Below are 25,752 nucleotides of genomic sequence, written 5' to 3' on the forward strand. Positions count from 1 at the left end.
TCTTCAAAATACACCGTGCAGGGTACGTCGGGCGTTTCCCGCCCCAGCTTGGCCATCGTCCCAGCCGATCCACTGGTCGCGGGCCTGCAGCCGCCGCGCTAAAGGCCACCACGCCCAACAGTCCTTGCGGACAGCGGATCAGGTAGCGCAGTTGACTCCCGCACAGGCGAGCTCCCAAAGGATGATAGCGCTCCAGCAACTGCCGGCTTTGCCGGGCCACCTGGCTGTCGCGGTGGCCCACCAACACCAACTCCACCGGCCCCAACTCCCGGAGGGATCCTCCAATCGGTGGCAGTTCCAAAGCCTGGGCTCGTACGCGCGTTGACTTCCTCCGTCCCGCCAGGGGGCTGGCTCGGGCGGGCAACTTGAGCAGACCGCGGCGTTCCAGTTGCTGGATGGCCAAACGAGCCATGCTGGTCTGCCAAGTTCCCGCAGGCCCTCGCCAATCCAGCCATTGGCACAGCTCGCGTGACAGTTGTCGGCGCGATAATCCCTCCCCGCTTGCGTTGAGCCGGGCCATCACATCCGAACTGATTTCGCGCCCACAAATAACCATGCCCCAGCTTGTCCTTAAACCACCGGCGGCGTTCAGCACAAAAGTTGTGGGACACGTTCAGCCTCGAGGGAGAGGGCATGAGGAGGGGTGGCCGAAAGCGCCAAAGCCTCAGCCGAAAGTCCCAAAGTCATAGCGGAAATGGCTAAATGGGTCGCGGCAGACCAAAAAAACGCGATTTTTGGCAAAAAACGGATCAAATCCGCTGGGGAAGCGCCAAACCGGTTGGGGGAAGCATTGGCCATACACCAGACGCCCGTGCCCCTCGCGACCGACCGTATAAGCTTTCAATCCTTTCGGATTGAGGGAAACCCATCCAGCGCTGGGTTGGGCGGTTACACCTATATAACATCGCGGGTGATGCAAATAGAACCGCGGGCCATCACGGTTTGTCGGCGGGGATTTTCAGCAGTTCCTCCGCCGTCCAAGGTCCGTCGCGAGTGGTTTCAGCCTGGCGGATTGCCGTCACCCGCGCTGGGGTTACCGCTGGGGCCGCGTTGCCCCAACTCTGGTTGCGCCGGAGATAGGTCAGCAGGGCGGCGATTTCTTCGTCCTTAAGAAAATCTTTCCACGGCACCATGATGTTATTGAACGTCGCGTCTTTGACCGTGATGGGACCATGCAATCCGTGCAAGACGATGCGTACCAACCGATCCGGTCCCGGCGCGTTGACCCAATCGGAACCGGCCAGCGGCGGGTACATCGGGGGTTGTCCCAAGCCGGTGTTCTGGTGGCACGGCGAGCAGGTTTTGACGTAGAGCAGGGCTCCGGTGGCAAGTGCCGGGTCCGCCGCCGGTTTGGGATTGGCCTGGCGCAGTTCTGCCAGCGTGCGGTACGGGGCATAGACTTGGGGGCTGAATTCGCCGGCAGTTTGGTAAAGATACCAGGCTGCTGCCAGCAGGCCGGCACCGAGCAGGCCGAACAGCCAGATCGGAACGGTGGCAGCCCCGGGCGGTTCCGGGCGCGGTACGGCGGGCGGCGGTGGTGGAGTTGCGATGGGCGGTTTGTGCTTCATCGGCTGGGTTGAAAGAGAATGGTGGTATGATCGTCACCGGCGGTTTTTGGGGTCAGCGGCGCGGCATAGACCGCCGCCTCCGCACGCAAGCTCAACAGGTACGCCGTGAGCGCAAGCGCTCCGGGTTTCGGAACCATCTCCTTGCCTTGGCTTAGGCCGCTGCGGGTATCGGGTGGCAGCGCGCTAGCGGACGGCAAGCGGCCGGGCGTCAGTTCCCGCTCCTCGAATAGGAAACGATAGGACGGCATCAGGGAACCGGGGGAAACCTGGCGGGGATCATACAGATGGCGCAGATGCCATTGGGTGATTTCAGCTTCCGGATTTGGCGTTTGGCATTTCCACGGGGCGGCGAAACGTTCCGGGCGGCGGTCACCGATACTGGCCAGGTCGGGGCCTAAGCGAATGGTACCGGGAAAGACCAGACTATCGGCGGCGAAGTCTTGCGCCACCGTGCGCCGGGTTCCCCAGCCGCGCGCCAAATCCGTCGGGGTACCGGCGGGGCGCAGTTGTTGAGTGTGGCACTCGGCGCAGCCTAATGAACGGTACCATTCCCGGCCTTGTTCGGCCTGGCCCGGACGCGGGAGCGGATAGGTTGGTTCCAAGGCGGTTCGCGCGACCGGTTGCGGCCGCCCGAGTTGCCATTGCGGCACGAGGATGAGCCCGCCAAAGGACAGTGCGAGTGTGAGCACCGCCGCGAGGCCGGGCAGCCATGCGTGGTTTTGCCATGTGGCGCGGGGAACGGGTGCTTCCGCCACGGACATGTTCTCAAGAGATTCTGAATGGGTAGCTTCCCGTTCAGGTGTTGGACAGGGCTTCAGGCAGCGGCAGAGGAGCCAAGTGAAGTTGACGATGAAGGAGAATTGTGCGGTTGCCAAAATGATCCAGCCGGCCAGCACACCCCCGCCCGCGAGGCGCGTTGCGCGCACGACTTGAATGAACGGTTCTTCGGGTGACGCGGCCAGCACTTGTTGAATGCCGCCCAGCACCAATGCTCCCACCAGTACCGCCGTGCCGAGCAGGGTGCCATACACATGCACTTTGGGCATGACATGGCACGGCCATTCGCGTCCCGTCAGGCGCGGGATAAGATAGGCCAGCGCGCCGGTGAGGACCGGCAGGATGAAGCCCGCCAGGAACAATTGATCGCGGGCGGTGGCAAACCAGGTGTACTCGGTCAGTGCCGCGACTTCGGGCACGTGCAGGATGCCACCCAAAATAAGGGCCACGCACCAGGAGAAAAAGCCAATGACCATGAGCAGCAGGGAGCGTTCTGAATTCAGTGCGTCCAGGTTGCCTGCCAAAGTTTTAAACAGGCACAGCGCCAGTGCCAGCATGGCAGGCAACAGTAACCATTGGCATACGGCGCTGATGGCGGGCAGCCAGCGGGGCAGGGGCAGGCCGGGATGCAGGGCGCAACCCGCACCAAAGAGGGCAAACAACCAGAAGGCAAATTGCGCGAGCGACGGGTTGTGCAACGGACGGTTCGCCAGTTTTGGAACGAAAAACAGGAGCATGCCCAGGCCGGAGACGCCCAGCCACAAATGAACCAGGCCGGAACCAAGCCAAGCATGGATTACGGTTTGCATTACGCCCTGCACCGGCTGCCAGAGCAGCAGGGATTGGCTGACCCACAGCAGACCGGCAAACCAGCATAACGCGGCCAGCAGATACCATTGTGCCGGGTGAAGCGTGGCGTTCCGGCGGTGCCGAACATTCGCCAACGCGGCGAGGGTAATGCATAGATGGCCCGCCAGCAACAGGCGCCCGGCCGGGCGGGGCAGGGCAAACCAGGCGAATCCGCTTTGGTCTCCGAATAGAATACCGCCCACGCCAAGCAGGACTGCCATGTTCCACAACAACCCGCCCGCGAAAAGCCAGCCAGTTCCGCGCCAAGGCATTTGCCCTAGCCGCGCCAGCATCCACAGCATCACCGCGTAAATGGCCTGCGAGGCAAACCCGTACACCAGCAAGCTCTGGCTGGCTGGCTGCAAACGGCCATACGAAAGGCTGGGCCAGGAGGAGAGGCAATCCGGACAGACCAATTTCAAGGCGCCCAAGGCGGCCATAACCATCGCTGCTCCGAGCCAACCCGCGGCGCTCCCGGCGAACCACAACGCCGGTCGTCGACAGGAGGCGTCCAGGACTTCCGGCGAAGCGACAGCGGCCTTGGAACCATCTGGAATGATGGTTGCGGCTGAGCACATGGTTGGGTGCGGATCAGGCATGAGTCAGGATGATGATTCGCCGACTGCGGTCAGACGTGGGTCGCGTTGGGGGTAAGGCGCGTGGGCTTTAAACCAAACGATGAACCTGTGCGTCAGGGTGCCGCCAATAAAACAGAATGCCGCCAAATCCAGCCAGTGGGGCGTCCAGCCATCGGGGTTGAGCACGGGCTTGATTTGATAGGTCATGTCCAGGTAATGCATAACCCAGGCCAGCCCGCAAACCGGGAGCATCACCTTCAGGGCGGTCTTGGCGCCGGAACGCAGCAACGCCAGAAACGGCACGAAGAAATGACCAATGAGCAGTGCTACCGCCACTGCGAGCCAGGAACCCTGTTCGCGGAGGACGTACCAATGCGCCTCCTCGGGAATGGCGGCGTTCCACGTCAGGAAATACTGGGAATAAACAATGTAACCATAGAACAGCGTGAATGTAAAAAAGAGCACGCTAGTGTCATGCAATGTGCCGGGGCGAATCACCGGGCGCAGCGGGCCAATGGCTTGCAGCATCACCGCCAGCAAATAGGAGGTGGCGAGCGTCACCCACACGCTTCCGGCAAAGTAATAGACGCCGTACATCGTCGAATAAAAATGGTGATCCAGCGACATCATCCAAAAAACGGCGGCAGCGGAAAGGCTCAGGGCGTACAACACGAGGCCACCGGCGGAGGTTCGGCGCATGGTTGTCACGAGGCCGTCGTTACCGGTCTGGTCCTGTTGCAGCGACCAACGCCGCAAGCTCCACGCCAGCACGGTCCACAGCCCGAATAGCAGGAGTGCGCCCCATCCGAAGACGGCGCGATTCAAGAGCAGGGCCTTGAAGGATTGCCGTGGATCAGACCTGAACTCGTCATAAACCCATGGATACACGGCGTTCTCGCGGCTGGCGAACCACACGTTCAGGAGAATTGGCAGGAACAGCAGGCCAAGCACGGGTGCCAGGCAGGCCAGATGTTCCCAAACCCGCCGCAATGGGACCATCCAACGGGCGTTAAAGAGATGTTGCAGCATGACCAGGAACAACGCGCCCAGGGTGAGGCTCAGAAAAAACATGAAGGCAGTCAGGTAGGAATAGCCAAACTGCCGGGGTGTCAGCCACGCGCCCGCCAGGCACCCTATTCCGCCCACCACCATCAGGCAGAGCGGCAGCTTGCGCCACCGGGAGAGAGCCAGTGGCGGCGTGGGGGGATGGGTGGAGTGTTGGGACATTAAGTTAATATTTTCCCGCCTGTAACGTCCGCAAATAGGCGATGATTGCCCAGCGATCCAACGGTTCGATTTCCCCCGCGTAGCCGTTCATCAGGTTTTTACCGCGCGTGATGGTGTTGAAAATTTCGCCATCGGTCATGGTTACCAAGCGTTTCTCCAGCAGGTTGGCTACGATGGGCATCGCTCCGAGTTTGCGCGAGATGCTGTTGCCGTCACCCAGCGGCCCGTGGCAATTGGCGCAAACGATGTTGAACCGTTCCCGTCCGCGCTCCCGCACGGCGGCGGTGACGGGGATCGGATTCACGGTGACGAAGTTGGTGGTGCCCGTCACGCGCCCGGTATGGAGGGGCAAATCCTGGAACGGTTCGCCTTGCGCGATCGTACCCTCCGGCTGCGGCTGCGAAGCCCGGCCATCCGGGAAAAAGCCGTTCTGGAATTGGGGTCGCAGCTTGGGCTGCCGCACCATGTCGGGAAACAGTTCAAGGGGCGGTTTGCGCGAAAAGCCGCCACGCAGCCCGGCAAACGTGGCCACCACCAGCGTCGCAACCAAAAGGGTGAGGAGGACGTATCGCATGTCAGGCCTCCACCCGTTCGATGTGCGCGCCGCCGGCTTGTTCCAGCAACGCGCGAAGTTCCGCTTCCTCGTATTTAGGATCAGATTCCTCGACCACCAGGAAAAATTTATCGAGCGTGGCCGCTTTAAAACGAGGATGCTTGAGCAGGGGATGATGCCAGCGTGGGAGGCGGCATCGCCACAACCAGCCGAGGGTGACGCCGAACGCCGCGCACAGCAGCGTCAGTTCAAAGCTGGGCGGCAAGGCGAAATAAGGGCTGAACAACGGTTTGCCGCCCACCCGCAACGGGTATTGGTGCGCATTCATGTACCAGATCATCAGTTGACCAAGCCCAAAGCCGATCACTCCGCCCCAGAATGCCCACCAGGTAATTCGCGCCGTCCTCAAGCCCATGGCGGCGTCCATGCCCTGCACCGGGAACGGCGTGTGAACATCCCAGCGCCGATAGCCGGCCTCGCGCATCCGTTCCGCTGCGTGAAGGATGGCGGCTGGTGTGTCAAATTCCGCGAGCAGTCCAAACGGTCTGGGATTGGTGCTCATGCGTCGTGGTCTCCTTTTCCGTCTGGAAATGGGTTCGCCTGCGGGGTGGTGTTCTTCACGTCGTACATGGCGATCATTGGCAGAAACCGCAGGAATAGGAGGAACAACGTCAGGAACAGCCCGATGGTGCCCACGAATGTAAAAACCTCGACCCAGGTCGGCGTAAAATAACCCCAGTTCGCGGGCAGAAAGTCACGGGCCAGCGAACCGGCAATGATGACCAGCCGTTCGAGCCACATGCCCACATTGATCAATAGCGCCAGCACAAATATCACCCAGACACGCGCGCGCACCGGCTTGAACCAGAACAATTGCGGCAACCCCACATTGCAAATCAGCATGATCCAAAATGCCCAGGCGTAAGGGCCGGACATGCGTTGCCGGAAACAATCCACCTCGTACGGGTTGCCGCCGTACCAAGTAAGGGTGAATTCCATCACATAGGCATACGCCACCAGCAGGCCAGTGCCCAACGTCACCCGGCACATCAAATCCAGATGGCGCTGGGTGATAATGTCCTCCAATTTGCACCACGCGCGCAAGGGGATCAGCAGCGTCAACACCATGGCAAACCCGGAGAAAATGGCCCCGGCGACAAAGTACGGGGGGAAAAGCGTGGAATGCCAGCCGGGCAACTGGGTGACGGCGAAGTCAAACGACACAATGGAATGTACGGAAATCACCAGTGGGGTCGAAAGCCCGGCCAGCAACAGGTAGGCTTTTTCATAACTTTGCCAGTGACGGTTCGAGCCGGTCCAGCCCAAGGCCAGCAGTCCGTAGATGAGTTTGCGGGGCAGGGTGGTGGCCCGGTCGCGCAACGTGGCGAGATCGGGGATCATCCCGGTGTACCAGAACAGGAGCGAGACGATGAAGTAGGTGGTAACCGCGAACGCATCCCAGACCAGTGGAGATCGGAACTGCGGCCAGATGCTGTTGGCGTTGGGGACCGGCAACAGCCACCACCCAAGCCAGGCGCGTCCTAGGTGGATCAGCGGATAGATGGCGGCGCAGATCACCGCAAACAGGGTCATGGCCTCGGCAGCGCGGTTGACCGATGCGCGCCATTTCTGCCGCAGTAGGAAGAGAATGGCCGAAATCAAGGTGCCCGCGTGCCCAATGCCAATCCAAAACACGAAGTTGGTGATGTCCCAAGCCCAGCCTACCGGGTGATTCAGGCCCCACACGCCCACGCCGGTGGAGATCAAATAGACGATCATTACGAAGCAAAGCAGGGTTAGCGGGAAACTGATGCCAAAGGCCAGCCACCACCACCCGGGCGTTTTATTTTCGACCAACCCGGCGATGTGATCGGTGATCCAACCCCAGGAGCGCTGGTTCAATACCAGCGGCGTGCCTGTGCGTTCCCGGAGCGGGGACTCACGGCACACCACAGCGGCGGTTGGATTGACCACGGCCTCAGGCATAGCGGCTTACGTATTCAACGGACGCAATCGTAATCCCCACCAACCGTTTTCGACAACAGCAAACGCATCGTAAATACACGAATTTCCATGGCCATAAATGGCGCGCGATTACATTGAACAATAAGGCGTTATGGTTCGTCTGATAATACATGCAAGCCGGTTTTCCTAAAAAACCGGGATTTCTGGCTTGAAACCAACAATCAGGATAGCTAGGATTAAACAACTATGGCAGCGATAGGCCGATTTCAAAAGGGTGACGAGACTTTCTATGCGAAAGTCGTGGATGGAGAGTTGTTTCGATTACAAGGTGACGTGTTTGGCTCTCCGTCGTTTGAGCGCAAGCCATTGTCCCAGAAAGGGATAAAAACGCTGGTGCCGGTCACTCCGACCAAGATCATCGCGGTGGGATTGAACTATGCTGACCATGCGCGGGAATCCGGCAAACCGCTGCCCAAAGAACCCTTGTTCTGGTTCAAAGCCACGACGTCTTTGATTCCGGACGGGGGAAAAATTGAAATACCCTTTGCGCAACACCGCACGGATTTTGAGGCTGAACTGGCCATTGTGATAGGTCGAAGAGTGCGCAACGTCGCTCCGGCGGCGGCCGCCCGTTATATTTTCGGTTACACCACGGCCCAGGATATCAGCGACCGCACCATCCAGAATTCCGAGACGCAATGGTGCCGCTGCAAGTCTTTTGACACGTTTACTCCACTGGGGCCGTATGTGGAGACCAAGATTGATCCGCATGACCTGACCATTCAACTGTTCCAAAACGGCCAGTTGCGGCAAAATTCAAACACCAGCCAGTTGATCTTCAACTGTTTTGATCTGGTCAGCTTCATTTCCACCAATATGACGCTCATGCCCGGCGATGTCATCATCACCGGCACACCCAGCGGTGTGGGGCCTATCGAATCCGGTGACCGGCTGGAAGTGCGCATTCAGGGGCTGACGCCTTTGGTGAACACCGTTAAGTAGCGGCCTGCAAAAATCTGCGGTTCAACCTTTCGTTTTCCACAGGGTCCCCTCGTGGAAGGCGGAGGGTATTTTCATCAGTAACACTGCGGCCAGATGGAAAAAAAAACAGATCAACGCCACTCCCACGGCAAATTGCAGCCCTCGCCACAGCAATGGAAATCCGCGCTGCCGGGTTGAAGCGACCTGCCCGGTTTTGGCCAGACAGGCAGCACAGATCAGGCGATCATCGTGCTCAGTCACGCATTCTCGACAAAAGTATCGTGCGCATTCCATACAGCGCGCCACGGCTTCGCGTTCGGCATGATGAAAACAACGTTGTTGGTGCAAGTTGGCCATGGGAGGAGGATTACCTTACGCAGTCTCCGGCGGCGAGCTGGTCGGCGTGGTTTGCTCAGGCACCTGGGGAACCACCGGTTCCTGTATAGTCGGTGACGATGGGGCAAAGGGGCCTTGCACCACCTCGATCAGGGGACGCATCCGCGCGATGAAATCCAACGTCTTGGGCAGGCGTGTCAGGGCGGGTAACCGTTCATATTGAATGGCGGTCTTGATAACACATTCGCAGGTGGGCCCTTGAAAAATATGGACGATCAAGCCAGCCAGAAATGCCAGCATGATCACCACCATCAGCCCCATCGCCACCGGTTCATCACGGACCACGATAGCCAGCCCGAGAAAACCAAGCGCCCCCAACCCGATGAACAGGCTCAGCCAGAATCCACCCCGAGTCCGGCGTGCGACGATGGCCTGGATTTCCTTGTAATAAAAACGTTTGTAAATCTCCGTGTAGCCATTGGATTGCACGGACAGCAGGTAATGTTCGGCCAGCCATAATTGGTGGTACCCACCCACTCTGGTCCGCAACCGTGTTATTGGTTTGAAAGAGGCAGGCATGGCCTAGGATTTGATCATGGAAATCCACAAGAACAGACCAACTCCCTGCCCGATCACCGCCAGGATGGCTCCCAGCACGAATCGGATTTTCGTGCGCGGGATAATGCCCAATGGGGATTTCCAATGGCGAATGACATAATACAGCGAGGCGATGGATAAGAAGGGAGACGCCACCCAACAAAACGGCATGGCTGAGGCGAGGCCCAAGGCAAAGGCAATACTGTCATACCGCGTTCCCCGGTTCTGCAACTCGGCAATTTTGCCTTTCTTCTGCCCAGTCTCAAGGCAGTTTGGACAATAATGTTGCCCGTTTAATTCAATCGCGCAGAGCGCGCAAAGGAAGCGCCCACACTTGAGGCACGGCAACTCCGCCCGCTTACCCGGATGGAAAAAACAACTGGCCTCGCCATCCAGTATCACATTCTGGGCCCTTTCCCCTTTGGCAGGTCCCTGAAACTGGGCGGGAAAGACTGCGACCAATAATTCCGAATCGCAACCCGGACACAGGTAGGGGCTATCCAGAGTCCATAGCCCCTGCTCGACTGGCACTGGTGTGCGGCAGCGCGGGCAGACTGGTGATTGGACTGTGACACGCATGCCTTTGATCCCGGTTACTATCGGGTCTCCTTCAGTCCGAAAATATCCTCGTACGCATACGCCAGACTGGCATAGAAAACCGGCAAAGTGAACAACAGCCCGACGCAGCAGGCCAGCACGCCCACGCCCGCGACCAACCCACCCAGAAAGCACAAGACCAGCACGCTGCCCCAATGCTGGTTGACCACCGCGCGGCTAACCCGGATCGCGTCCCAGGCGGAAAGCTCCAAATCCGCAATCAGTGGCATGATGAAGACAAAACAAACCGACAAGTAGATGATCGGGATCATCGCCAGGGAAAGCAGGATTACCCCGGGAACCATCCCTTTGTTTCCCATGATCGCAAACAAAATCCCTCCCGGAGCCAGCCACAGGATCAGGAGTAACTTGGAAAATAGATTCCCGGCTAGCAGTCGGCCAAAGGCAGTTTTGAAGCCTGAAAAGGCATCGGACACCATCGCCGTCTCGCTGCGGATCAGCTTGAGATAAAAGCAATAGAGTCCACCCAGCATGGGGCCGGTGACAATGAGGCTGACAATCGGTCCCACAATGGGAATGCCCCCGCCGGACATAACCAACATTGCCAACACGGTGACGCCAATGCACAACCCGGCATTCCGAACCACCAAGTCCCAACCGCGTCGGATGCATTCCACGGACAGCAGTTCATAATCACGCTGCGCGATCTCCCGGATGAGATCGTCTGGATTTACCGGTAACGCACGTCTGCCAGCGTGTCCTGAGCCGCTGCCGCCTTCGCGCAACCGTTGGACATAAAGTGGCTTGCAGGTTCCGCAGACCCAGGATTCGCCAAGCCGGAGCACCTGGTCCGGGGGAAACGCCTGCTTGCACATCGAGCATACCAAACCGCCGCCAGACACGGGTGTTGGTATTCCAGATGGCGGCGTGACGGGCTTAACCTGGCCGTAAGGCAGCCAAGCAGCCATGCCCGTCTGCCATATCAAGGTTTCGGACGTAATGGCGCCCGACTTGAAAAGAGACTCCAACTCAGCGTCTGAGATGGGACCCTGTTGCTGCTGATTGATTGCGTAATACCACATTCTGATTATTCTTTCCCGTTGCCCGATGCGGTTCCCGAAATGTCCACGGCGATGGATCGTTCCGTACCGGGCAGCCGTTAGAATGCCCGTTCAACTCGGAAAAATCAAAATGAAAACGGCCAAATATTTTGGCGAAGGCCGTTGGGCGGTTGTGCAACCATGCGGTTGCCATTTATCCATGACAAATGCGATTTGGAAATGGCACCCCCGCCTGGTCAACGCCAAACATGCGCCAAGCATGACGCTTGGACATGCCAATGATCAATTCATCAGGGGATTAAATTAAGATGCGTTCGTCCTGATTTAGGGCTTGGCAGACGTTAAATGTTCTGCTAATGTCCTACCCATTGATTTATGAGTGTGGCCAATGCAAACTTGCCGGCGCGCGATGCGGTTCTGTTGGTAGAAGACGAACTGGGCGTACGTACCTTGGTTGGTCTTTATCTATCCAGAGCTAGTCTGAAGGTATTGTCGTGCGGTTCCCCTGCTGAAGCCAGAGAATATTGGAAGACCCATCGGGATCGGATCAAGTTGGTCCTGACGGATTACAACTTGATGGCGGAGCAAACCGGCAAGGATTTGATTGAGTGCTTTCGTCAGGACTGCGCCACGCTGCCAGCGGTGTTAATGAGCGGTTATGTGTCCAACTTGGATATGAGCGACTGGCTGGTGGAAAATCAAGTGCTGTTTCTACCCAAGCCTTTCTCCTATGCGGATTTTTACCGGGTCCTTCAGCAAGCCGAGTCTGGACCACCTTCTCCCTCGGCTTTGAGCCAAGCTTGGGATGCATTTGTCCATCAGTGCGAACAAATGGAAAGTCTGGTTCCGCGCTTGAGCCCCGGCTGCTCTTGACGCAGGTTCAACCCTGCTCCGTGAGTTCAGGCTGTCCGTGTCCGGACGGTTTTACGAGGCGTCCAAATCTTCCAGCAGTTGTTCTGTCTCCGCGAGCGGGCTGGCATGTTTCTGTTGGAGCGCCAGTTGCCGGGCTTGTTCCAAGGCTGCCCGGGCAGCGATTTTGTTCCCAAGGCAGAGGTGGCATTTGCCAATGAGGATATGCACCGCCATCCAATCTGAACGTTTGTCAATAGCGACCTGAAAATGGGGCAGGGCGTCTGCGTACCGCTCGGCATCGAATAGCGCCTTGCCCAAGCTGAATCGCGCCAGTTCGTTGTCGGGTGCCAAGTCCACCATTTTTTGCGCCCGCTCAATTCGGTCATCACTCATAAATTCTCAGTGGGTTGTTTGATGGACCAGTTTATCTTGGCCGCACCAGGATTTCCTCCACGATCGCGCGGGGCGGCAGATGAATCGCCAGCAGGGCACAGGCGGCCACATCTTCCGGCTGCAACATTTTGGCCCGCGCTTCAGCGGTGGGCGGGACGGGGCGTTGCTCCAGCAAGGGTGTGTCAATATCTCCCGGCAAAATGGCGCAGGCCCGCACGCCGTGGCCGCGTTCCTCAGCGTTGATGGATTGGGTCAAACCCACGAGTCCAAACTTGGACATCGAGTAGGCGGGACCCGCCTTCGGACTGGCTTGTTTGGCGGCGTCCGAGACAATATTGATGATGGTGCCGGTTTGTCGTTGGCGCATTTGCGGCAGGAACGCTTGCACGCAGTAATAGGCGCCGTTCAGGTTGGTATCCAGCATGGACTGGTAATCCTCCAGCGTGAGCACTTCCAAACTACGGTACGGCACGTTGGTGCCGGCGGCGTTGATCAATACCTCGACTGTGCCAAACGCCGCGAGGATGGCGCGACCGGCCTCGGCCACCGCGTCGGCCCGGCGCAAATCGCACGGGCACACTAGGAATTGGGAGGCGCGGCTACCGGCGCAATTCACGGTGTCCTGCAACGTTTCTGCCCGGCGTCCGAGGAGTGCCACCTGCCAGCCTTCCACCGCCAGTGCCAAGGCGACGGCACGACCCACGCCGCTGCCGGCACCCGTGACCACCGCATGTGGTTTGACTTGTTCTGTCATGGCGGTATTAACCCAGACTGTTGCAATGTTTGTCAAACTTCATTTGCGGCTCGTGGAAAACAAAACGGGGAAAACAAGGCAGGCATAAAAATGGCAGGTAAAAAAGCGAATCCAATATTTGCTTGAATCCCAGTCATCGTATCGTCGTGAATGTGATTTGGTGGTGAGTGAGGTTGACCCAATGAATTGCCTTAAGGGGTGTGTGCGCCAGCAGCCGTTGGGCGTGAATGGCGAACGCGTTGTCGTCATCGGACAAGGCAGTGAGCTTGAAGGCGGCATCCGGTGTAACAAGTCTCATGGGCTGATCACCGAGCAGCCCCGAGGAGCCAGAGACCGGGACAGCGACGTTCACTGCCGCCTCGCCGCCGAGGAAAAACGTAAGAGCTTCCTCGTAAAGCGCCAGTTCCAGTCCTGCCCCCCAATCGTGAATGAGCGCCATGAGCAGTTCACGAAACTTTACTGATCCCGGAGCAGTACTGTCCCACTTAACATCGGTAATGCGCGGGTGACGCAGGTGTATGAGCCGCTGGGAGCAATTCACGAATTCGTGCTGGACCTTCTCGGGCCGCACGTTGATGAGTTTGGCATGTTCCAAGTCGGCGAGCAGCAGGTAATTGATCGTTTGGCCCCGATGCCGCGGGTGAATGCTCTCGGAAGTCTTAAACTCGAACAGGCTCCCCGCGCCCACCATTACGTCGAGATGGTAAACCTTGGAGAAATCATCAAAGCTTACGGTGACCGGTGCTTCCAGCGACACTGCGCTCATCCTGGCGGCGAGTTCTCGTTTGTAAATTCGTTCGTCGAAAAAGCGTCCAAACTCGTTGTGGATTGCGAAGACGTGATCCATTACCGCAAAAGCAATCGCGGCAAACTCTGTTTGGGAGATGCGCCGGAGGGGAAATGGGTGAAAAACAGGCATAAGATTTTATGGAGAAAAAGTTGGCTGGTGAAAAATGGCCTCACATATTTTACCTGCCATTTTTCTGCCTCAGTTCGGCGGTACTGGTGAATACCGTGTGGCGTTTGACTTGTGCTGTCATGGCGGTATTAACCCAGACTGTTGCAATGTTTGTCAAACTTCATTTGCGGCTCGCGGGAAACAAAACAGGGAAAACAATGAAGGCATAAAAATTGCAGGTAAAAAATGGCCTCACATATTTTACCTGCCATTTTTCTGCCTCAGTTCGGCGGCACCGGTGACTACCGCACGTTGATTATACTCTGTCATGGCGGTATTAACCCAGACTGTTCTAATGGTTGTCAAACTTCATTTGCCATCATCCAAAATCCATTTTTTACTTTGGTTCCGTGTTCTGTTATACCGTTCCGCGTGTTTCGCGTCATCATGCATCTGGACATGGATGCCTTTTACGCATCCGTCGAGCAACGCGATCATCCTGAATTGCGCGGGCTACCGGTTATTGTCGGCAGTCCTCCCACGCAACGCGGGGTGGTCTGCGCGGCCAGTTATGAGGCGCGTAAGTTCGGCGTGCGCTCCGCCATGCCCAGCATGACCGCCGGACGTCTCTGTCCGCAAGGCGTGTTCATCCGCCCACGCATGGAGGTGTATCGCGAGGAATCCCGGCAAATCATGTCCATCATGGCGGCGGCCGGGGCGATCATTGAGCCGGTGTCTGTGGATGAAGCCTATCTTGATTTTTCCGCCGTCAGTCAGGGGATTGACGTGGATGACAGTTTATCCCGCTCGCTGCCGTTGGCGCGCGAATTAAAGCAAGCGATTCGTCAGAAGCGCCGGCTGACGGCCAGCATTGGCATCGCCTCGAATAAGCTGCTCGCCAAGTTGGCCAGCGATTTCCAAAAGCCGGATGGCCTGACATTGATCGCCGAGCGGGACAAGGTCGCCTTCTTGCGCCCGTTACCAGCGCGGGTGTTGTATGGCGTGGGCAAGGTGACGGCAGAAGCCCTCAAGGGTGCGGGGATAAACACAGTAGGCGATTTGCAGGATTATCGCGGCGACCTGCGGGCCTTGGTGGGTTCATTTGGTCCCACGCTCAAGCAATTCGCTTTCGGCGAGGATAACCGCCCCTTGGACCTCAGCGACGAAATCAAGAGCGTCAGCAGCGAAAATACCTTTCTGCGCGATACCGACCACCGACCGACGCTACGGGCTACGCTTAAGGAGCAGGCGGCGGAAATCGCCCATGAATTGGCGCGGAAACAATTGGCCGCCAAAACGGTGCAGGTGCGGGTACGCTACAGCGATTTCACCACCTTGACCCGCCAATTGACGCTTGAAGAGCCCCTCACCGAGGCCAAAGATATCTACCGCATGGGGTGTGTGCTGTTGGCGCGCCATGAACTGGTGACCCGCCCGTTGCGGCTCATCGGTCTCGGCGTCAGCAACCTGATGCCACCGTGCTATCAGTTGGAATTACCGCTGGTCGGTCTAAATAATTCCCCGGGCGGAGTGTCAACGATCAAGAAAACGAGATCGCCCCGGGCTGCTTAAATTGCTAATTCGTCGGAGTGGTCTTCGCTTTGGTCCATGGTTATTTGTATTATGATATTATGAATCTGAGGCATTGTTTTGGTTGCATACGCAGTTCCGAGCAGGTACAGTGTACTTCGTTCGGCGCTTGTTCAATCAACCAACCAACCACAATCGCCCTGTTTACAAAAAAATATGATGCAAACACTCGCTACTGTATTACTTAGGCCCGGTGAAGCTGACCGGGTGATGGCTGGACATCCTTGGATTTACCAGGGCTCCATTCTGCGCATGACCCAAGCGGCTGCCGATGGGGACATCGTTCAGGTTAAAGACCATCGTCAACGACTATTGGGGATTGGCTTCTACAATTCCAAATCCAAAATCCAGGTGCGCATGCTGGAGCCGGATCGGGTGGAGATCAATGCTGCCTGGTTTGAGCAGAAAATCCGTCAGGCGCTGGCCTTGCGCAAGCGTCTGATGCCGGGCGCCACTTCCTTCCGCGTGGTGAATGCCGAGAGTGATTTTCTGAGCGGACTCATTGTGGATTTATACGAGGACGTGCTGGTGCTGCAAACCTCTTCGCTGGGCATGGACCGTCGCAAACCGTTGATTTTGGATGCGCTGGAGAAAATTTTCAACCCCCGCGCCGTGGTGGAACGCAATGAGATGACCTCGCGCAAGTTTGAAGGGCTGCCGGATGCCAATGGGTTGCTGGTCGGTGAGTTGGAGGGTGAAGTTCAGGTGCGGCTCAACAAGCTGACCTTTGCCACCAATCTGTTGAGCGGCCACAAGACCGGCCTGTATCTGGATCAACAGTCTAATTATGAACTAACCTCGCACTTTGCCCGGGGCGGGCAGGTGCTGGACTGCTTCACCTTCCTGGGTGGTTTTGCGCTGCATGCCGCGCGGGCTGGGGCGGCGCATGTTCACGCGTTGGACCAAAGTGCCGACGCTTTGGATGCCGCTACGCGCAATGCCAAGGCGAATGGGTTGGAGCACAAATGCACCTTCGAGGCCGCCAATGTCTTTGATTGGCTTAAGGCGAAAACCGTCGCGCGTCCGAATGAGAAGGTTATTCCTCAGTTTGATCTGATCATTCTTGATCCACCTTCGTTCACCCGCAATCGCGCTTCGGTGCCGGATGCGCTGCGCGGCTACAAGGAAGTCCATCTTCGCGCGTTGAAACTGCTCAAGACGGGGGGCACGCTGGCGACCTTCTGCTGTTCGCATCATGTGGATGCGCAACTGTTCCAGCAAGTTATTCTGGATGCCGCCTTTGATTGCCACCGGGTATTGCGGCGCATAACGGCTTTTTCGCAATCGCCCGACCATCCCGTGTTGCCATCCGTTCCCGAGACGGAGTACCTGAAGGGGTTTGCCTTTGAAATTGCGCGCTGATTGAAGTCGGAAATCAAAAAAACAGGCAGGTTAAAACGAGTTTAACCTGCCATTTTTCTGCCTAAATTTCCGGGGGCGGATTTCTGCCAGAATGGCGGTAATGGGTAAACCACCAACTCCTGCTGATTTGATTCAATACAGCAGAATACACAACGTCGCTCCGTTGGTTGCCGACGCCCTTTATGCGCCTAGCTCGATGATTTTCTTTTTACGTCCTCGCTTGGGCTTTTCCGTGTCCAGTTGGGGCGCTTCCACGGCAGGGGGCGCACCTGCCGGTGGGGGAGCTGGCAAATACAAGTACCGGCCACACGTGGCACAGAGTTGGATGTCTTCGCCGCGCCGAACGATGTTCACCGTCCCGACCGGAATGGACGTGTGACATCCGGCGCACACGCCGTTGCGCACTTCGGCGATGCTGCGTTTGCCTCTTAAGCGCATCCGGTCATGGTGACCGATGATGACCGGCAGAATTTTTGCCCGTAGGGCCTCAATCTGCGCTTTGAGTTCTGGTTTGGGTTCTTGCTTTGGTTTCAGTTCCGCTATTTCGTCTTCAAGAGTATGGAGCTGCTGCAAAGCTCGTATTGTATCTTCACAAATACTGCTCATGGGAGTTAAATTAGATTGATGGCGCGGGTTTATCAATTTATTTCGCTAAACTTTTTTTGGCATTATTGACGCAATATACAATAGTAGCAGGTGACAGTATGGTTACATGGTTTCTCCTCAGTTTACGCCGTTTTTTGCTGTCTTTTGCTCATTGTGACGGTAAAATGACATGCCATGACGGATCGGAAAGCGTTTTATGAAGCGCGGGCGGCGTTCCGCGCCAAGGAAGTCAACCGGCATTACCACCGGTTGCTGAAGGGGTATTATCGTTTTCTTATTCCGCCCGGCGTGCGGGTACTGGAAGTGGGGTGCGGGTTGGGGGATTTGCTGGCGGCGGTCGAGCCGTCGTGTGGCGTTGGGGTGGATTTCAGCCCCGCCATGATTACTCAAGCCAGGCAACGGCATCCTTCGCTCCAGTTCGAGGTGGCCGAGGCTTTGGCGGTTCCCACCGGAGAGACGTTTGATTATATCATTCTATCCGATTTGGTGAATGATCTGCCGGATGTCCAGTCACTGTTGGAGAAACTGCGCCAGTGCAGCCATTCCAAGACGCGGATCGTGCTTAATTTCTATAATAACGTCTGGCGCCCCATTCTGGGCCTGGCGGAAGTCCTCAATTTTAAAGCCCCCACGCCATCCCAGAACTGGCTCTCCAGTGATGATTTGAAGAACCTGTTGCACCTCGCTGGTTGGGAAATCGTGAAGACGGATACCCGTATCCTCTGGCCGGTGTACACCCCCTTATGGGGTGGGTTCATGAACCGGTTCATCGCGCCATTACTGCATTCGCTTTGTTTGACGGTGTTTATGGTGGCTCGGCCCAAACCGGACGTATCGCGAGATAAACAGTATTCCTGTTCCGTGATTATTCCGGCGCGAAACGAAGCCGGTAACATCGAGCCGGCGGTATTGCGGACCCCGGAATTGGGGCAGGGCACCGAGATCATCTTTATTGAAGGTCATTCCAAAGATAACACTTGGGAAGAGATTCACCGGGTAAAGGCCAAATATCCTCAGCGTAATATCAAGGTGCTTAAACAGCAGAGCAAAGGCAAAGGCGGTGCGGTTCGGGAGGCATTCACGCAGGCCACCGGGGATTTGTTGTTTATTCTGGACGCGGATCTTACCATGCCGCCCGAGGAGTTGCCGAAATTCTATGAGGTGGCGCGCAGCGGCACGGCGGATTTCGTCAACGGGGTGCGCTTGGTGTATCCCATGGAGCATGAGGCTATGCGTTTTCTGAACATGGTGGGCAATAAGTTTTTTTCCATGGCGTTCAGTGCGTTGTTGGGACAATCCATCAAGGACACCCTGTGCGGCACCAAAGTGATGTTCCGCGCCGACTATGAACTGATCGCGAAGAACCGCGTGTACTTCGGCGATTTTGATCCGTTCGGTGACTTTGACCTGTTGTTTGGCGCGGCCAAGTTGAACCTGCGCATCCTCGATCTGCCGATCCGTTACCGCGCCCGCACTTATGGCCAGACTCAGATTGAACGCTGGAAACATGGCTGGTTGTTACTGCGCATGACTTGGTTCGCCGCCCGCCGGTTGAAGTTCATTACCGGCCCACCGGATGCCAGCGGGTAATTTCCCCATTCCATATTAGCTTGAATTATTTCGCCACCGATGTCATCTAAAGACGAATCGTTTAAACGCATGAATACAAATATATCGCTAAATCGCCGGTCTTTCTTAAAACGCTCGGCTCTGGCAGGGGCCGTATTGAGCGTTCCCACCATCGTCCCGTCCTCCGTGTTCGGGCAGAACGCGCCCAATAGCCGCATCGGCATCGGGTTGGTTGGCATGGGGTTGATGATGGGTGGCCATCAGGGGAACATGCTGGGGCGTCCCGACACCCAGGTCCTGGCGGTCTGCGATGTGGATCGCTCCAAACGCGAAAAGCAAAAGGCCGCGGTCGAGCAGAGTTACGCCAGCAAAAAGGGTGTGGGCACCTATAAAGGATGCGATGCCTATAATGAATACGAGAAAGTCATTGCGCGGGACGACATTGACGCCGTGGTGGTGGTGACGCCCGATCATTGGCACGCCATTATTTCCGTGGCCGCCATGCGTGCCGGCAAGGATGTGTATGTGCAGAAACCGATGACCCTGACTGTGCGCGAAGGGCGGATCATGAGCGATGTGGCCAAGCAGTACGGTCGCATTCTGCAAGTTGGCTCACAACAGCGTTCCGAACGCGCGTTCCGTAAAGCCTGCGAAATCGTGCGCAATGGTTGGATTGGCAAGGTGCATACCGTCCATACCAGTCTCGGCGAATTTCCTGCGCCGCAGTCGCTGCCGGAACAACCGATTCCCGAGGGTTTCGACTACGATCGCTGGTTGGGGCCCACGCCGTGGCATCCGTACAACGAAGCGCGGGTAAAAGGCAATTACGGCGGCGGTTGGCGCTGCTTTTGGGAGTACGGTTCGCGCAAGAACGGCGACTGGGGCGCTCACCATTTCGACATTATCCAATGGGCGCTGGGCATGGACGATTCCGGTCCGGTGGAGTTCATTCCCAAAGGCTATCAAGGGACAGAGTTTCAAACGCACATTTACGCCACCGGCACCAAGGTTTTGCGGACCGATGGCAAGGTGAAAATGGGCCACATGATTCATTTCATGGGTGAAAAGGGCGAAGTGCTCGTCAGTCGCGGCGACCGGCTCGACACGTTTCCGGAGAATCTCAAGCCGCAACCGGTGGGGCCCGGCGAGATCAAGCTGTACGAAGTCGCCAGCGGCCACGAAGCCAATTGGGTGGAGTGCATCAAAACGCGCAAAACGCCGATTTGCACCGCCGAGATCGGGCATCGCACGGCGACCATCTGCCATTTGAGCGGCATCGCCGAACGCCTGGGCCGCCCCATGAAGTGGGACCCGGCCAAGGAAGAAATCATCGGCGACGTCGAAGCCAGCCGCTGGCTGGACCGTCCGCGCCGTGCGCCATACGTGCTCATCTAATTCGCAACAAACCCTGGCATTCAATGAACCGGAATAACGCTATGAAGAAACAACTTTTCGCTCTTTTAACCGTCGGCGCGATGGCCACCACCGTCTTTGCCGCTGCGGACGACAAAATCAATAAAATCAACGAACTCATCCCCCAGATCGCGGCCGACAAGGTTGAGGATCGCTATGCCCCGCAGATTGAGTTGCAACTGCTCTGTGCGGACGCTTCCAAGCCCGGCGCAGAGGCAGAACGCGCCACCGTGGCCAAGTACCTGTCCACCAAAGCGGCGGATGCCTCTGTGAAGCAGCCCGCGCGCGTGTGGATTGTACGCCAGTTGGAACGCATGGGCTCCGCCGAATGCGTCAGCACGCTCGCCACCTTGTTGAAAGACCAGGATGCCGAACTCAAGGAAACCGCCCGGCGCGCGCTGGAGAAGAATCCCGCGCCCACCGCCAGCGAACCGCTGCGCAATGCGCTGAAGAGCGGCGGCACGCCGGAATGGCAGATTGGCCTGATGCGTTCGCTTGGGGAACGTCGCGACACGGAATCCGTGCCGCTGCTCGCTGCCAAATTGAATGATCCCGCCCCGGGAGTGGCTGCGGTTGCCGCCATGAATCTGGGAAATATTGGTGGCGACGCCGCCGTCCAAGCGCTTACCGCCGCGCTGGATAAAAAGACGACTGGTGCTGCCGATGCGCTGATCCTGGCCGCCAACCAACTTCTCAAGGAAGGCAAGGGCAACCAGGCTAAACCGCTGTACGAAACCGTCCTCAAGAGCCAGTCTTCCGCACGCGGTGCGGGTTTGTTCGGCTTGGCACGGGCGGATGCCGCCGGCACGGAGAAGCGGATCACGGAAGCATTGGCGGGCAACGACGTAAAGCTGCAACAAGCCGTCCTCAGTGCGGCGGTGGTGGTATATGTCGGTAAATTAACGCCCGCCCTCGCCGCTATGGTACCCACGCTGGCACCGACGATCAAAGGCCAGGTCATCCGTGTGTTGGACGCTTCCGCTGAAAAAACCGTGATTACTGCCACGGCGGATGCGGATGAATCAGTGCGCGTTGCGGCACTCGAATCGCTTGGCAAGATTGGAACGGCGAGCGCCGTGCCTGCGCTGCTCAAAGCCTCCGCTGGTGACGCCGCTGAAGATAAAAAGGCCGCCGAATGGGCGCTGGCGCGCATTGCTGGCGCGGGTGCGCTGCCGGCCATCGAGAAACAAGCGGCGGAAGGCGACGCCAAATTGCGCGCTGCCGCCATTGGTGCCTTGGCCTCCCAATTCGACAAAGCCGCGTTGCCTGCCGTGTTGAAATACGCAGCGGATACGGATGCCACTGTGAACAAGGCGGCCTTCACCGCGCTGAAACGCGTGGGTACGGACAACGAGATTGAAGGGTTGGCCAAGCTCGCCATCACGGATAAAAGCGCCAGTGCGGTGGAAGCGTTGCAAGCCGTGGTGGGCCGTGCGACGGACAAACCCGGCGCGCTCAAGAAACTCAGCGCCATCGCCGCCGGGGCGGATGCCAAAGGGCAGGGGGCCTATCTGGACATTCTCACCGGTATGGGTGGCAACGAGGCGATGAACGAAGTGGTGAAAGCCACCGATAGCAAAGACGCCGACGTGCGCGACGGAGCCGTCCGCGCCCTCAGCAAATGGCCGGAATTTGTCGCGACGAAAAAACTGGCGGACATCGCTGCCGATGCCAACGCCTTGCCCAAACATCAAATTCTGGCTGTGCGCGGTATCGCCCGCCTCGTGGATTCCTGTGACAAGGAACCCGCCCAAGCCCGCATTGACGCCGCCCTGAACGCCTTCAAGCTGGCCAAGCGGCCGGACGAGAAAAAGATCGCGCTGGCGGCGCTGGCCACCGTCGCTGATAAAAAATCCGTGACCGCCTTCAAGACCCTGCTGGCGGGCGCGGAACTCAAGGAAAACGTCGGATTGGCTGCTGCTGCTCTGGCGAACAACCTCATCAAGCCCAACAAAGGCGCGGCCAAGGAACTGGCCACCTCGTTGGTCAAAGCCAGCATCTCGGAGGCTGTGAATAAGAAGGCCAACGCGGTGCTGCAAAAGATCGAGGCAAAATAAGCGATTGCCATCCCCCCTCGGGCTGTCAGCGTAGCATCGGTGAGTCGGGAATATAGTAGCCCGACCACCGGAGCGGGCTTCGTGCCAAGGTATGACGAATCTAAAATCCTGGCATTGCCAACGGCTCGCCAGTCTTTTATCATGCCACGATGAATCGTTTATTTAAATGGGTCATGCTGGGGATGTGCGCGTCGCTGTTGGCTGGTTCCGTTCTCGCCGAGGAACCGGAAGACCAATATGTGCCAATTTACTTGATGATGCAGCAGGCGGAAGAATTGGAGCAGGCGGGCTCCGGCACCACGGCCTTGGTCAAATTCCGGGAGGCCCAGGCGCAACTTGATAAACTGCAAACCGCTTTCCCCCTGTGGAATGCCAAGCTGGTCAGTTTTCGCCAGCGTTATGTCACAGCCAAGATCAGTTCGCTGGAAAAGCAGTATCCCGGCGTTGGGCTGCCCGCGGCTTCCACGATCACCAATGCGCCCGTGCCCGTCGCCGTCAATGTTCAGGCGCAGGTGGATGAATTGCGCAACCAATTGCGGCAGGCGCTGGCGGATCGGGAAATTCTTCAAGGCAAACTGCGCGAGGCGTTATCCGTCCAGCCAGCCGCGTCTGATCCCCGCGAATTGGCCAAAGCGGATGAACAAATCCGCCAGTTGCAAAAGACGAATGACTTATTGCAGGTGGCATTGACTCAGGAGAAAATGCGCGCTGCCAAAATGGTCGGCACCGAGCAGATCGGGGAATTTCAAAAATCGGTTGAGGACCTGCGCAAAAAACTGGCCGGGCAGATGGAAATTGCGGACGCCTTGGCAAAGGAGAAAGAGGCGCTCCAAAAACAGGTTCGCGGCAAATCCGGCGCGGTGGGCAAAACCAACGAGGCCGCGCTTAAATCGCTTCAAAACGAACTGGCCGCGGCCAACCGCCAGCTTGAGTCTCAGGAACGCGCCAATCTGGAATTGGCCAAAAAAAACGAGGTACTGAAAAAACAACTGCAAGAACGCCAGACGACCGCGCCGGACGCCAGGGAATTGAAGAAAGCTCAGGACATTTTGGCGGAAACCCAGCGCAAACTCGAACTTCAAAGCCAGTTGGCCGCGGATTACTTAAAAGAGAAATCCGGCCTGGAAAAACAAGTGCGTGATACCGAATCGCGTTTGGTGAAGATGGCGGATCCGGATGATCTCAAAGCCGCGCAAAGCGCCCTCGCCGAAACCAAAGCCAAGTTGAAGCGGCAAATTTATCTCGCCGACGAATTCGCAATGCAAAAGGCCGGCTTGCAGGAAAAACTGACGATCTTGGAAAAGGAAAAAGAGATCCTGCAAAAGAAGGTCAAGAATCAGGATTAATTTTCCCTCGTTTTACCGTCAACGTGCGCTATGATATGGCTGCCATGAGCAGAACGGTATTGGGAACGCATCAGAAAGCGCTGCAATGTAATTTGGATCCGACCACCTATGGTACCTTCGCCGAAATCGGCGCGGGACAGGAGGTGGCACGGTGGTTTTTCATGGTTGGCGGTGCCGCCGGTACCGTGGCCAAGACCATATCCGCCTACGATATGGCCTTTAGCGATGCCATTTATGGTGCCTCCGAGCGTTATGTGAGCCGGCAACGGTTGGCCACCATGCTGGACCACGAATATGCGCTGCTGCTCGAACGCCTCGACAGCAAGCGCGGCCCGGAGACCAAGTTTTTCGTGTTCGCCGATACCGTTGCGGCCCGGAGTTACAAGGGAACCGGGGAATGCCACGGCTGGATGGGTGTCCGGTTTCAACACGCGCCCCGCGCCGAACCCTCGCAGATCATTATTCATGTGCGGATGCTGGATCGCGAGAATGTCTCCCAGCAGGCGGCGCTGGGAATCATGGGGGTGAACTTGATCTACGGCGCCTGCTATTTCAATCAAGACCCGGAGACCCTGCTGTTGTCCCTCATGGATAATTTGACCTATGAGCGGGTGGAACTGGACGTGATCAAGTTCAGCGGCCCGGCCTTCCGGCAGGTGGATAACCGGATCATGAGCCTGCACCTGGTGAAGAACTGGTTCACCGAGGCGGCCATGTTCACCGCCAATGGCGAAGTGGTCCAGGCTTCCGAGGTGTTGTATAAACAGCCGGTGTTGGTCGAGCGCGGCACCTTTCGGCCCGTGACCCGGACCACCATGAACATGCTCGAGTGTGCGCAAACGCAGTTCTTGCGGGAACCGGTGGTGCAGGGGCATGAGGTGGTCGTGTTGATGGAAATGACGTTGCGCAGTTTATCCAAGGAAGGCGGCGTGATTGATCATCGTGATTTCCTGGACCGCGTGGATGTGCTCGGCGCGCTCGGCAAAACGGTACTGATCTCCAATTACCTGCGCTATTTCAAGCTGGCGGAATACCTTTCCCGCTACACCAAGAACATCACGGCCATCGCCATGGGGGTGCCCAGCTTGGTGGACTTGTTCGAGGAAAAATACTATACGGATACCAAGGGCGGCATTCTCGAAGCCTTGGGCCGGATGTTTCACCACGACCTGAAAGTTTACCTGTATCCCGCTCACAACCCCAAAACCGGTGAGCTGGTCACCGCGAGCACGTTCCGGGCGGAATCACATTTGCAACATCTGTATGCCTATTTGCGCGATAAAGGCTGCATTACCGATCTTCAGGGCTACGACGCCTCCTGCCTCTCCATTTCCTCCCGGGAAGTCCTGCGACTCATCCAGGCGGGCGATCACACTTGGGAAACCATGGTGCCGCCGCTGGTGGCCAAGATGGTCAAGGCGCGGAAGTTGTTTGGCTACCGCGTAGCGGGTTGATACTCAAAACAGGCGGCAACCAATAGCTGGCGAAAGGTCAACTGTTTGCGGGGCGCAAACAGCGCCGAAAAAGGTGCATGAAAGTCAGGTTGGTTTCCCAAGCCCGCCACGAGTCAGACGCCCCGCAGTGCGCTGTTCGCTTCGCGAAAGGCGGTCGTGGCTGTCACCAATGAGACCTCCATCTCCGAGACTGATCACGCGTGACTTGGTTGTGGGTCTCTCTTTTTACTCGGCCCATCTCTCATTCGTCTCATAACTCCCATCCTATGAGATTTGCAATTTTCAATGCCCTATGTCCCAATTTTTTTGCCAGCTAATTTTTCTGCCATGTCCGGCCCCCCATTTTTTACCTGCCATTTTTCTGCAAAAATTCCCGGCAATTTGCAATGTCCATCTGGTCAATCAGGT

General features: G+C 57.4%; 24 protein-coding genes. 9 read left to right on the plus strand and 15 right to left on the minus strand.

Annotated elements, in window-relative coordinates; all coding sequences use genetic code 11:
* The 7 genes from WCO56_12735 to nrfD all read right to left on the minus strand — a co-directional run.
* Positions 1-556 (minus strand): hypothetical protein (locus tag WCO56_12735; protein MEI7730434.1); only part of this gene is annotated, 556 nt, incomplete at its 3' end.
* A 379-nt stretch (positions 557-935) separates the two neighbouring features.
* A complete protein-coding gene (locus WCO56_12740) occupies positions 936-1,568 on the minus strand; it encodes a cytochrome c (protein ID MEI7730435.1) in 633 nt (210 codons plus the stop codon).
* Positions 1,565-3,793 carry a cbb3-type cytochrome c oxidase subunit I gene (locus tag WCO56_12745; protein ID MEI7730436.1) on the minus strand — a complete coding sequence of 743 codons (2,229 nt, stop codon included), beginning with the start codon at positions 3,791-3,793 and terminating at the stop codon, positions 1,565-1,567. Before WCO56_12745 ends, WCO56_12740 begins: the two co-directional genes overlap by 4 nt.
* A 3-nt stretch (positions 3,794-3,796) precedes the next feature.
* Positions 3,797-4,999, minus strand: a complete 1,203-nt coding sequence (locus tag WCO56_12750; protein MEI7730437.1) for a hypothetical protein — start codon at positions 4,997-4,999, stop codon at positions 3,797-3,799.
* 4 nt (positions 5,000-5,003) lie between these two features.
* Positions 5,004-5,573, minus strand: coding sequence for a cytochrome c (locus WCO56_12755; protein MEI7730438.1), 570 nt, complete (start codon positions 5,571-5,573; stop codon positions 5,004-5,006).
* A 1-nt stretch (position 5,574) separates the two neighbouring features.
* Positions 5,575-6,114: a DUF3341 domain-containing protein gene (locus WCO56_12760; protein ID MEI7730439.1), complete on the minus strand. Its 540-nt coding sequence runs from the start codon at positions 6,112-6,114 to the stop codon at positions 5,575-5,577.
* The gene (gene nrfD / locus WCO56_12765; GenBank protein MEI7730440.1) at positions 6,111-7,538 is read right to left on the minus strand and encodes an NrfD/PsrC family molybdoenzyme membrane anchor subunit; all 1,428 of its coding nucleotides are present in this window, start codon (positions 7,536-7,538) and stop codon (positions 6,111-6,113) included. The genes WCO56_12760 and nrfD overlap by 4 nt, the downstream gene beginning before the upstream one ends.
* 225 nt (positions 7,539-7,763) lie before the next feature.
* On the opposite strand from nrfD, the gene WCO56_12770 reads away from it, so the two are divergent.
* Positions 7,764-8,519, plus strand: a complete 756-nt coding sequence (locus WCO56_12770; GenBank protein ID MEI7730441.1) for a fumarylacetoacetate hydrolase family protein — start codon at positions 7,764-7,766, stop codon at positions 8,517-8,519.
* Positions 8,520-8,540: 21 nt separating this feature from the next.
* Here WCO56_12770 and WCO56_12775 read toward each other — a convergent pair whose 3' ends face one another.
* The 4 genes from WCO56_12775 to WCO56_12790 form a co-directional block, all read right to left on the minus strand.
* Positions 8,541-8,759: a hypothetical protein gene (locus WCO56_12775; GenBank protein MEI7730442.1), complete on the minus strand. Its 219-nt coding sequence runs from the start codon at positions 8,757-8,759 to the stop codon at positions 8,541-8,543.
* Positions 8,760-8,870: 111 nt separating this feature from the next.
* Positions 8,871-9,413 (minus strand): hypothetical protein, encoded by a 543-nt coding sequence (locus tag WCO56_12780; protein MEI7730443.1) that lies wholly within the window; start codon positions 9,411-9,413, stop codon positions 8,871-8,873.
* A gap of 3 nt (positions 9,414-9,416) precedes the next feature.
* Positions 9,417-10,010 (minus strand): hypothetical protein, encoded by a 594-nt coding sequence (locus WCO56_12785; GenBank protein MEI7730444.1) that lies wholly within the window; start codon positions 10,008-10,010, stop codon positions 9,417-9,419.
* Positions 10,011-10,027: 17 nt separating this feature from the next.
* Entirely contained in the window at positions 10,028-11,071 is a 1,044-nt protein-coding gene (locus WCO56_12790) for a GYF domain-containing protein (protein MEI7730445.1), read from the minus strand.
* A 354-nt stretch (positions 11,072-11,425) separates the two neighbouring features.
* Between WCO56_12790 and WCO56_12795 the strand changes: the two genes are divergently transcribed.
* Positions 11,426-11,923, plus strand: coding sequence for a response regulator (locus WCO56_12795; protein ID MEI7730446.1), 498 nt, complete (start codon positions 11,426-11,428; stop codon positions 11,921-11,923).
* Between the two features lie 51 nt (positions 11,924-11,974).
* Here the strand turns inward: WCO56_12795 and WCO56_12800 are convergent, their stop codons facing one another.
* From WCO56_12800 to WCO56_12810, 3 genes are all read right to left on the minus strand, one after another.
* Complete coding sequence (locus tag WCO56_12800; protein ID MEI7730447.1) at positions 11,975-12,295, minus strand: molecular chaperone DnaJ; 321 nt, start codon at positions 12,293-12,295, stop codon at positions 11,975-11,977.
* A 31-nt stretch (positions 12,296-12,326) separates the two neighbouring features.
* Complete coding sequence (locus WCO56_12805) at positions 12,327-13,049, minus strand: SDR family NAD(P)-dependent oxidoreductase (GenBank protein ID MEI7730448.1); 723 nt, start codon at positions 13,047-13,049, stop codon at positions 12,327-12,329.
* Between the two features lie 133 nt (positions 13,050-13,182).
* Positions 13,183-13,968, minus strand: coding sequence for a GxxExxY protein (locus tag WCO56_12810; protein ID MEI7730449.1), 786 nt, complete (start codon positions 13,966-13,968; stop codon positions 13,183-13,185).
* 411 nt (positions 13,969-14,379) lie between these two features.
* Between WCO56_12810 and dinB the strand changes: the two genes are divergently transcribed.
* The gene (gene dinB / locus WCO56_12815) at positions 14,380-15,519 is read left to right on the plus strand and encodes a DNA polymerase IV (GenBank protein MEI7730450.1); all 1,140 of its coding nucleotides are present in this window, start codon (positions 14,380-14,382) and stop codon (positions 15,517-15,519) included.
* A 174-nt stretch (positions 15,520-15,693) separates the two neighbouring features.
* Positions 15,694-16,899 carry a class I SAM-dependent rRNA methyltransferase gene (locus tag WCO56_12820; protein ID MEI7730451.1) on the plus strand — a complete coding sequence of 402 codons (1,206 nt, stop codon included), beginning with the start codon at positions 15,694-15,696 and terminating at the stop codon, positions 16,897-16,899.
* 180 nt (positions 16,900-17,079) lie between these two features.
* Here the strand turns inward: WCO56_12820 and WCO56_12825 are convergent, their stop codons facing one another.
* Positions 17,080-17,505: a C4-type zinc ribbon domain-containing protein gene (locus WCO56_12825; protein MEI7730452.1), complete on the minus strand. Its 426-nt coding sequence runs from the start codon at positions 17,503-17,505 to the stop codon at positions 17,080-17,082.
* A 174-nt stretch (positions 17,506-17,679) separates the two neighbouring features.
* On the opposite strand from WCO56_12825, the gene WCO56_12830 reads away from it, so the two are divergent.
* The 5 genes from WCO56_12830 to WCO56_12850 all read left to right on the plus strand — a co-directional run bounded on the left by WCO56_12830 (position 17,680) and on the right by WCO56_12850 (position 25,344).
* Positions 17,680-19,095, plus strand: coding sequence for a glycosyltransferase (locus WCO56_12830; protein ID MEI7730453.1), 1,416 nt, complete (start codon positions 17,680-17,682; stop codon positions 19,093-19,095).
* Between the two features lie 69 nt (positions 19,096-19,164).
* Positions 19,165-20,469, plus strand: coding sequence for a Gfo/Idh/MocA family oxidoreductase (locus tag WCO56_12835; GenBank protein ID MEI7730454.1), 1,305 nt, complete (start codon positions 19,165-19,167; stop codon positions 20,467-20,469).
* A gap of 41 nt (positions 20,470-20,510) precedes the next feature.
* Entirely contained in the window at positions 20,511-22,544 is a 2,034-nt protein-coding gene (locus WCO56_12840) for a HEAT repeat domain-containing protein (GenBank protein MEI7730455.1), read from the plus strand.
* A gap of 149 nt (positions 22,545-22,693) precedes the next feature.
* Entirely contained in the window at positions 22,694-23,890 is a 1,197-nt protein-coding gene (locus WCO56_12845) for a hypothetical protein (protein MEI7730456.1), read from the plus strand.
* A gap of 44 nt (positions 23,891-23,934) precedes the next feature.
* Positions 23,935-25,344, plus strand: a complete 1,410-nt coding sequence (locus WCO56_12850; GenBank protein MEI7730457.1) for a TonB-dependent receptor — start codon at positions 23,935-23,937, stop codon at positions 25,342-25,344.
* Positions 25,345-25,752 lie beyond the last annotated feature (408 nt).

The organism is Verrucomicrobiota bacterium, from assembly GCA_037139415.1.
Classification (GTDB): domain Bacteria; phylum Verrucomicrobiota; class Verrucomicrobiia; order Limisphaerales; family Fontisphaeraceae; genus JBAXGN01.

Bases quoted from the DNA above. Each gene is read 5' to 3' on its own strand.
- nrfD (MEI7730440.1), bottom strand. From the start codon at position 7,538: ATGCCTGAGGCCGTGGTCAATCCAACCGCCGCTGTGGTGTGCCGTGAG.
- WCO56_12800 (MEI7730447.1), bottom strand. From the start codon at position 12,295: ATGAGTGATGACCGAATTGAGCGGGCGCAAAAAATGGTGGACTTGGCA.
- WCO56_12810 (MEI7730449.1), bottom strand. From the start codon at position 13,968: ATGCCTGTTTTTCACCCATTTCCCCTCCGGCGCATCTCCCAAACAGAG.
- WCO56_12820 (MEI7730451.1), top strand. From the start codon at position 15,694: ATGATGCAAACACTCGCTACTGTATTACTTAGGCCCGGTGAAGCTGAC.
- WCO56_12745 (MEI7730436.1), bottom strand. From the start codon at position 3,793: ATGCCTGATCCGCACCCAACCATGTGCTCAGCCGCAACCATCATTCCA.
- WCO56_12835 (MEI7730454.1), top strand. From the start codon at position 19,165: ATGAATACAAATATATCGCTAAATCGCCGGTCTTTCTTAAAACGCTCG.
- WCO56_12825 (MEI7730452.1), bottom strand. From the start codon at position 17,505: ATGAGCAGTATTTGTGAAGATACAATACGAGCTTTGCAGCAGCTCCAT.
- WCO56_12760 (MEI7730439.1), bottom strand. From the start codon at position 6,114: ATGAGCACCAATCCCAGACCGTTTGGACTGCTCGCGGAATTTGACACA.
- WCO56_12780 (MEI7730443.1), bottom strand. From the start codon at position 9,413: ATGCCTGCCTCTTTCAAACCAATAACACGGTTGCGGACCAGAGTGGGT.
- WCO56_12770 (MEI7730441.1), top strand. From the start codon at position 7,764: ATGGCAGCGATAGGCCGATTTCAAAAGGGTGACGAGACTTTCTATGCG.
- WCO56_12840 (MEI7730455.1), top strand. From the start codon at position 20,511: ATGAAGAAACAACTTTTCGCTCTTTTAACCGTCGGCGCGATGGCCACC.
- WCO56_12755 (MEI7730438.1), bottom strand. From the start codon at position 5,573: ATGCGATACGTCCTCCTCACCCTTTTGGTTGCGACGCTGGTGGTGGCC.
- WCO56_12845 (MEI7730456.1), top strand. From the start codon at position 22,694: ATGAATCGTTTATTTAAATGGGTCATGCTGGGGATGTGCGCGTCGCTG.
- WCO56_12740 (MEI7730435.1), bottom strand. From the start codon at position 1,568: ATGAAGCACAAACCGCCCATCGCAACTCCACCACCGCCGCCCGCCGTA.
- WCO56_12785 (MEI7730444.1), bottom strand. From the start codon at position 10,010: ATGCGTGTCACAGTCCAATCACCAGTCTGCCCGCGCTGCCGCACACCA.
- WCO56_12830 (MEI7730453.1), top strand. From the start codon at position 17,680: ATGACGGATCGGAAAGCGTTTTATGAAGCGCGGGCGGCGTTCCGCGCC.
- WCO56_12805 (MEI7730448.1), bottom strand. From the start codon at position 13,049: ATGACAGAACAAGTCAAACCACATGCGGTGGTCACGGGTGCCGGCAGC.
- WCO56_12850 (MEI7730457.1), top strand. From the start codon at position 23,935: ATGAGCAGAACGGTATTGGGAACGCATCAGAAAGCGCTGCAATGTAAT.
- WCO56_12790 (MEI7730445.1), bottom strand. From the start codon at position 11,071: ATGTGGTATTACGCAATCAATCAGCAGCAACAGGGTCCCATCTCAGAC.
- WCO56_12795 (MEI7730446.1), top strand. From the start codon at position 11,426: ATGAGTGTGGCCAATGCAAACTTGCCGGCGCGCGATGCGGTTCTGTTG.
- WCO56_12750 (MEI7730437.1), bottom strand. From the start codon at position 4,999: ATGTCCCAACACTCCACCCATCCCCCCACGCCGCCACTGGCTCTCTCC.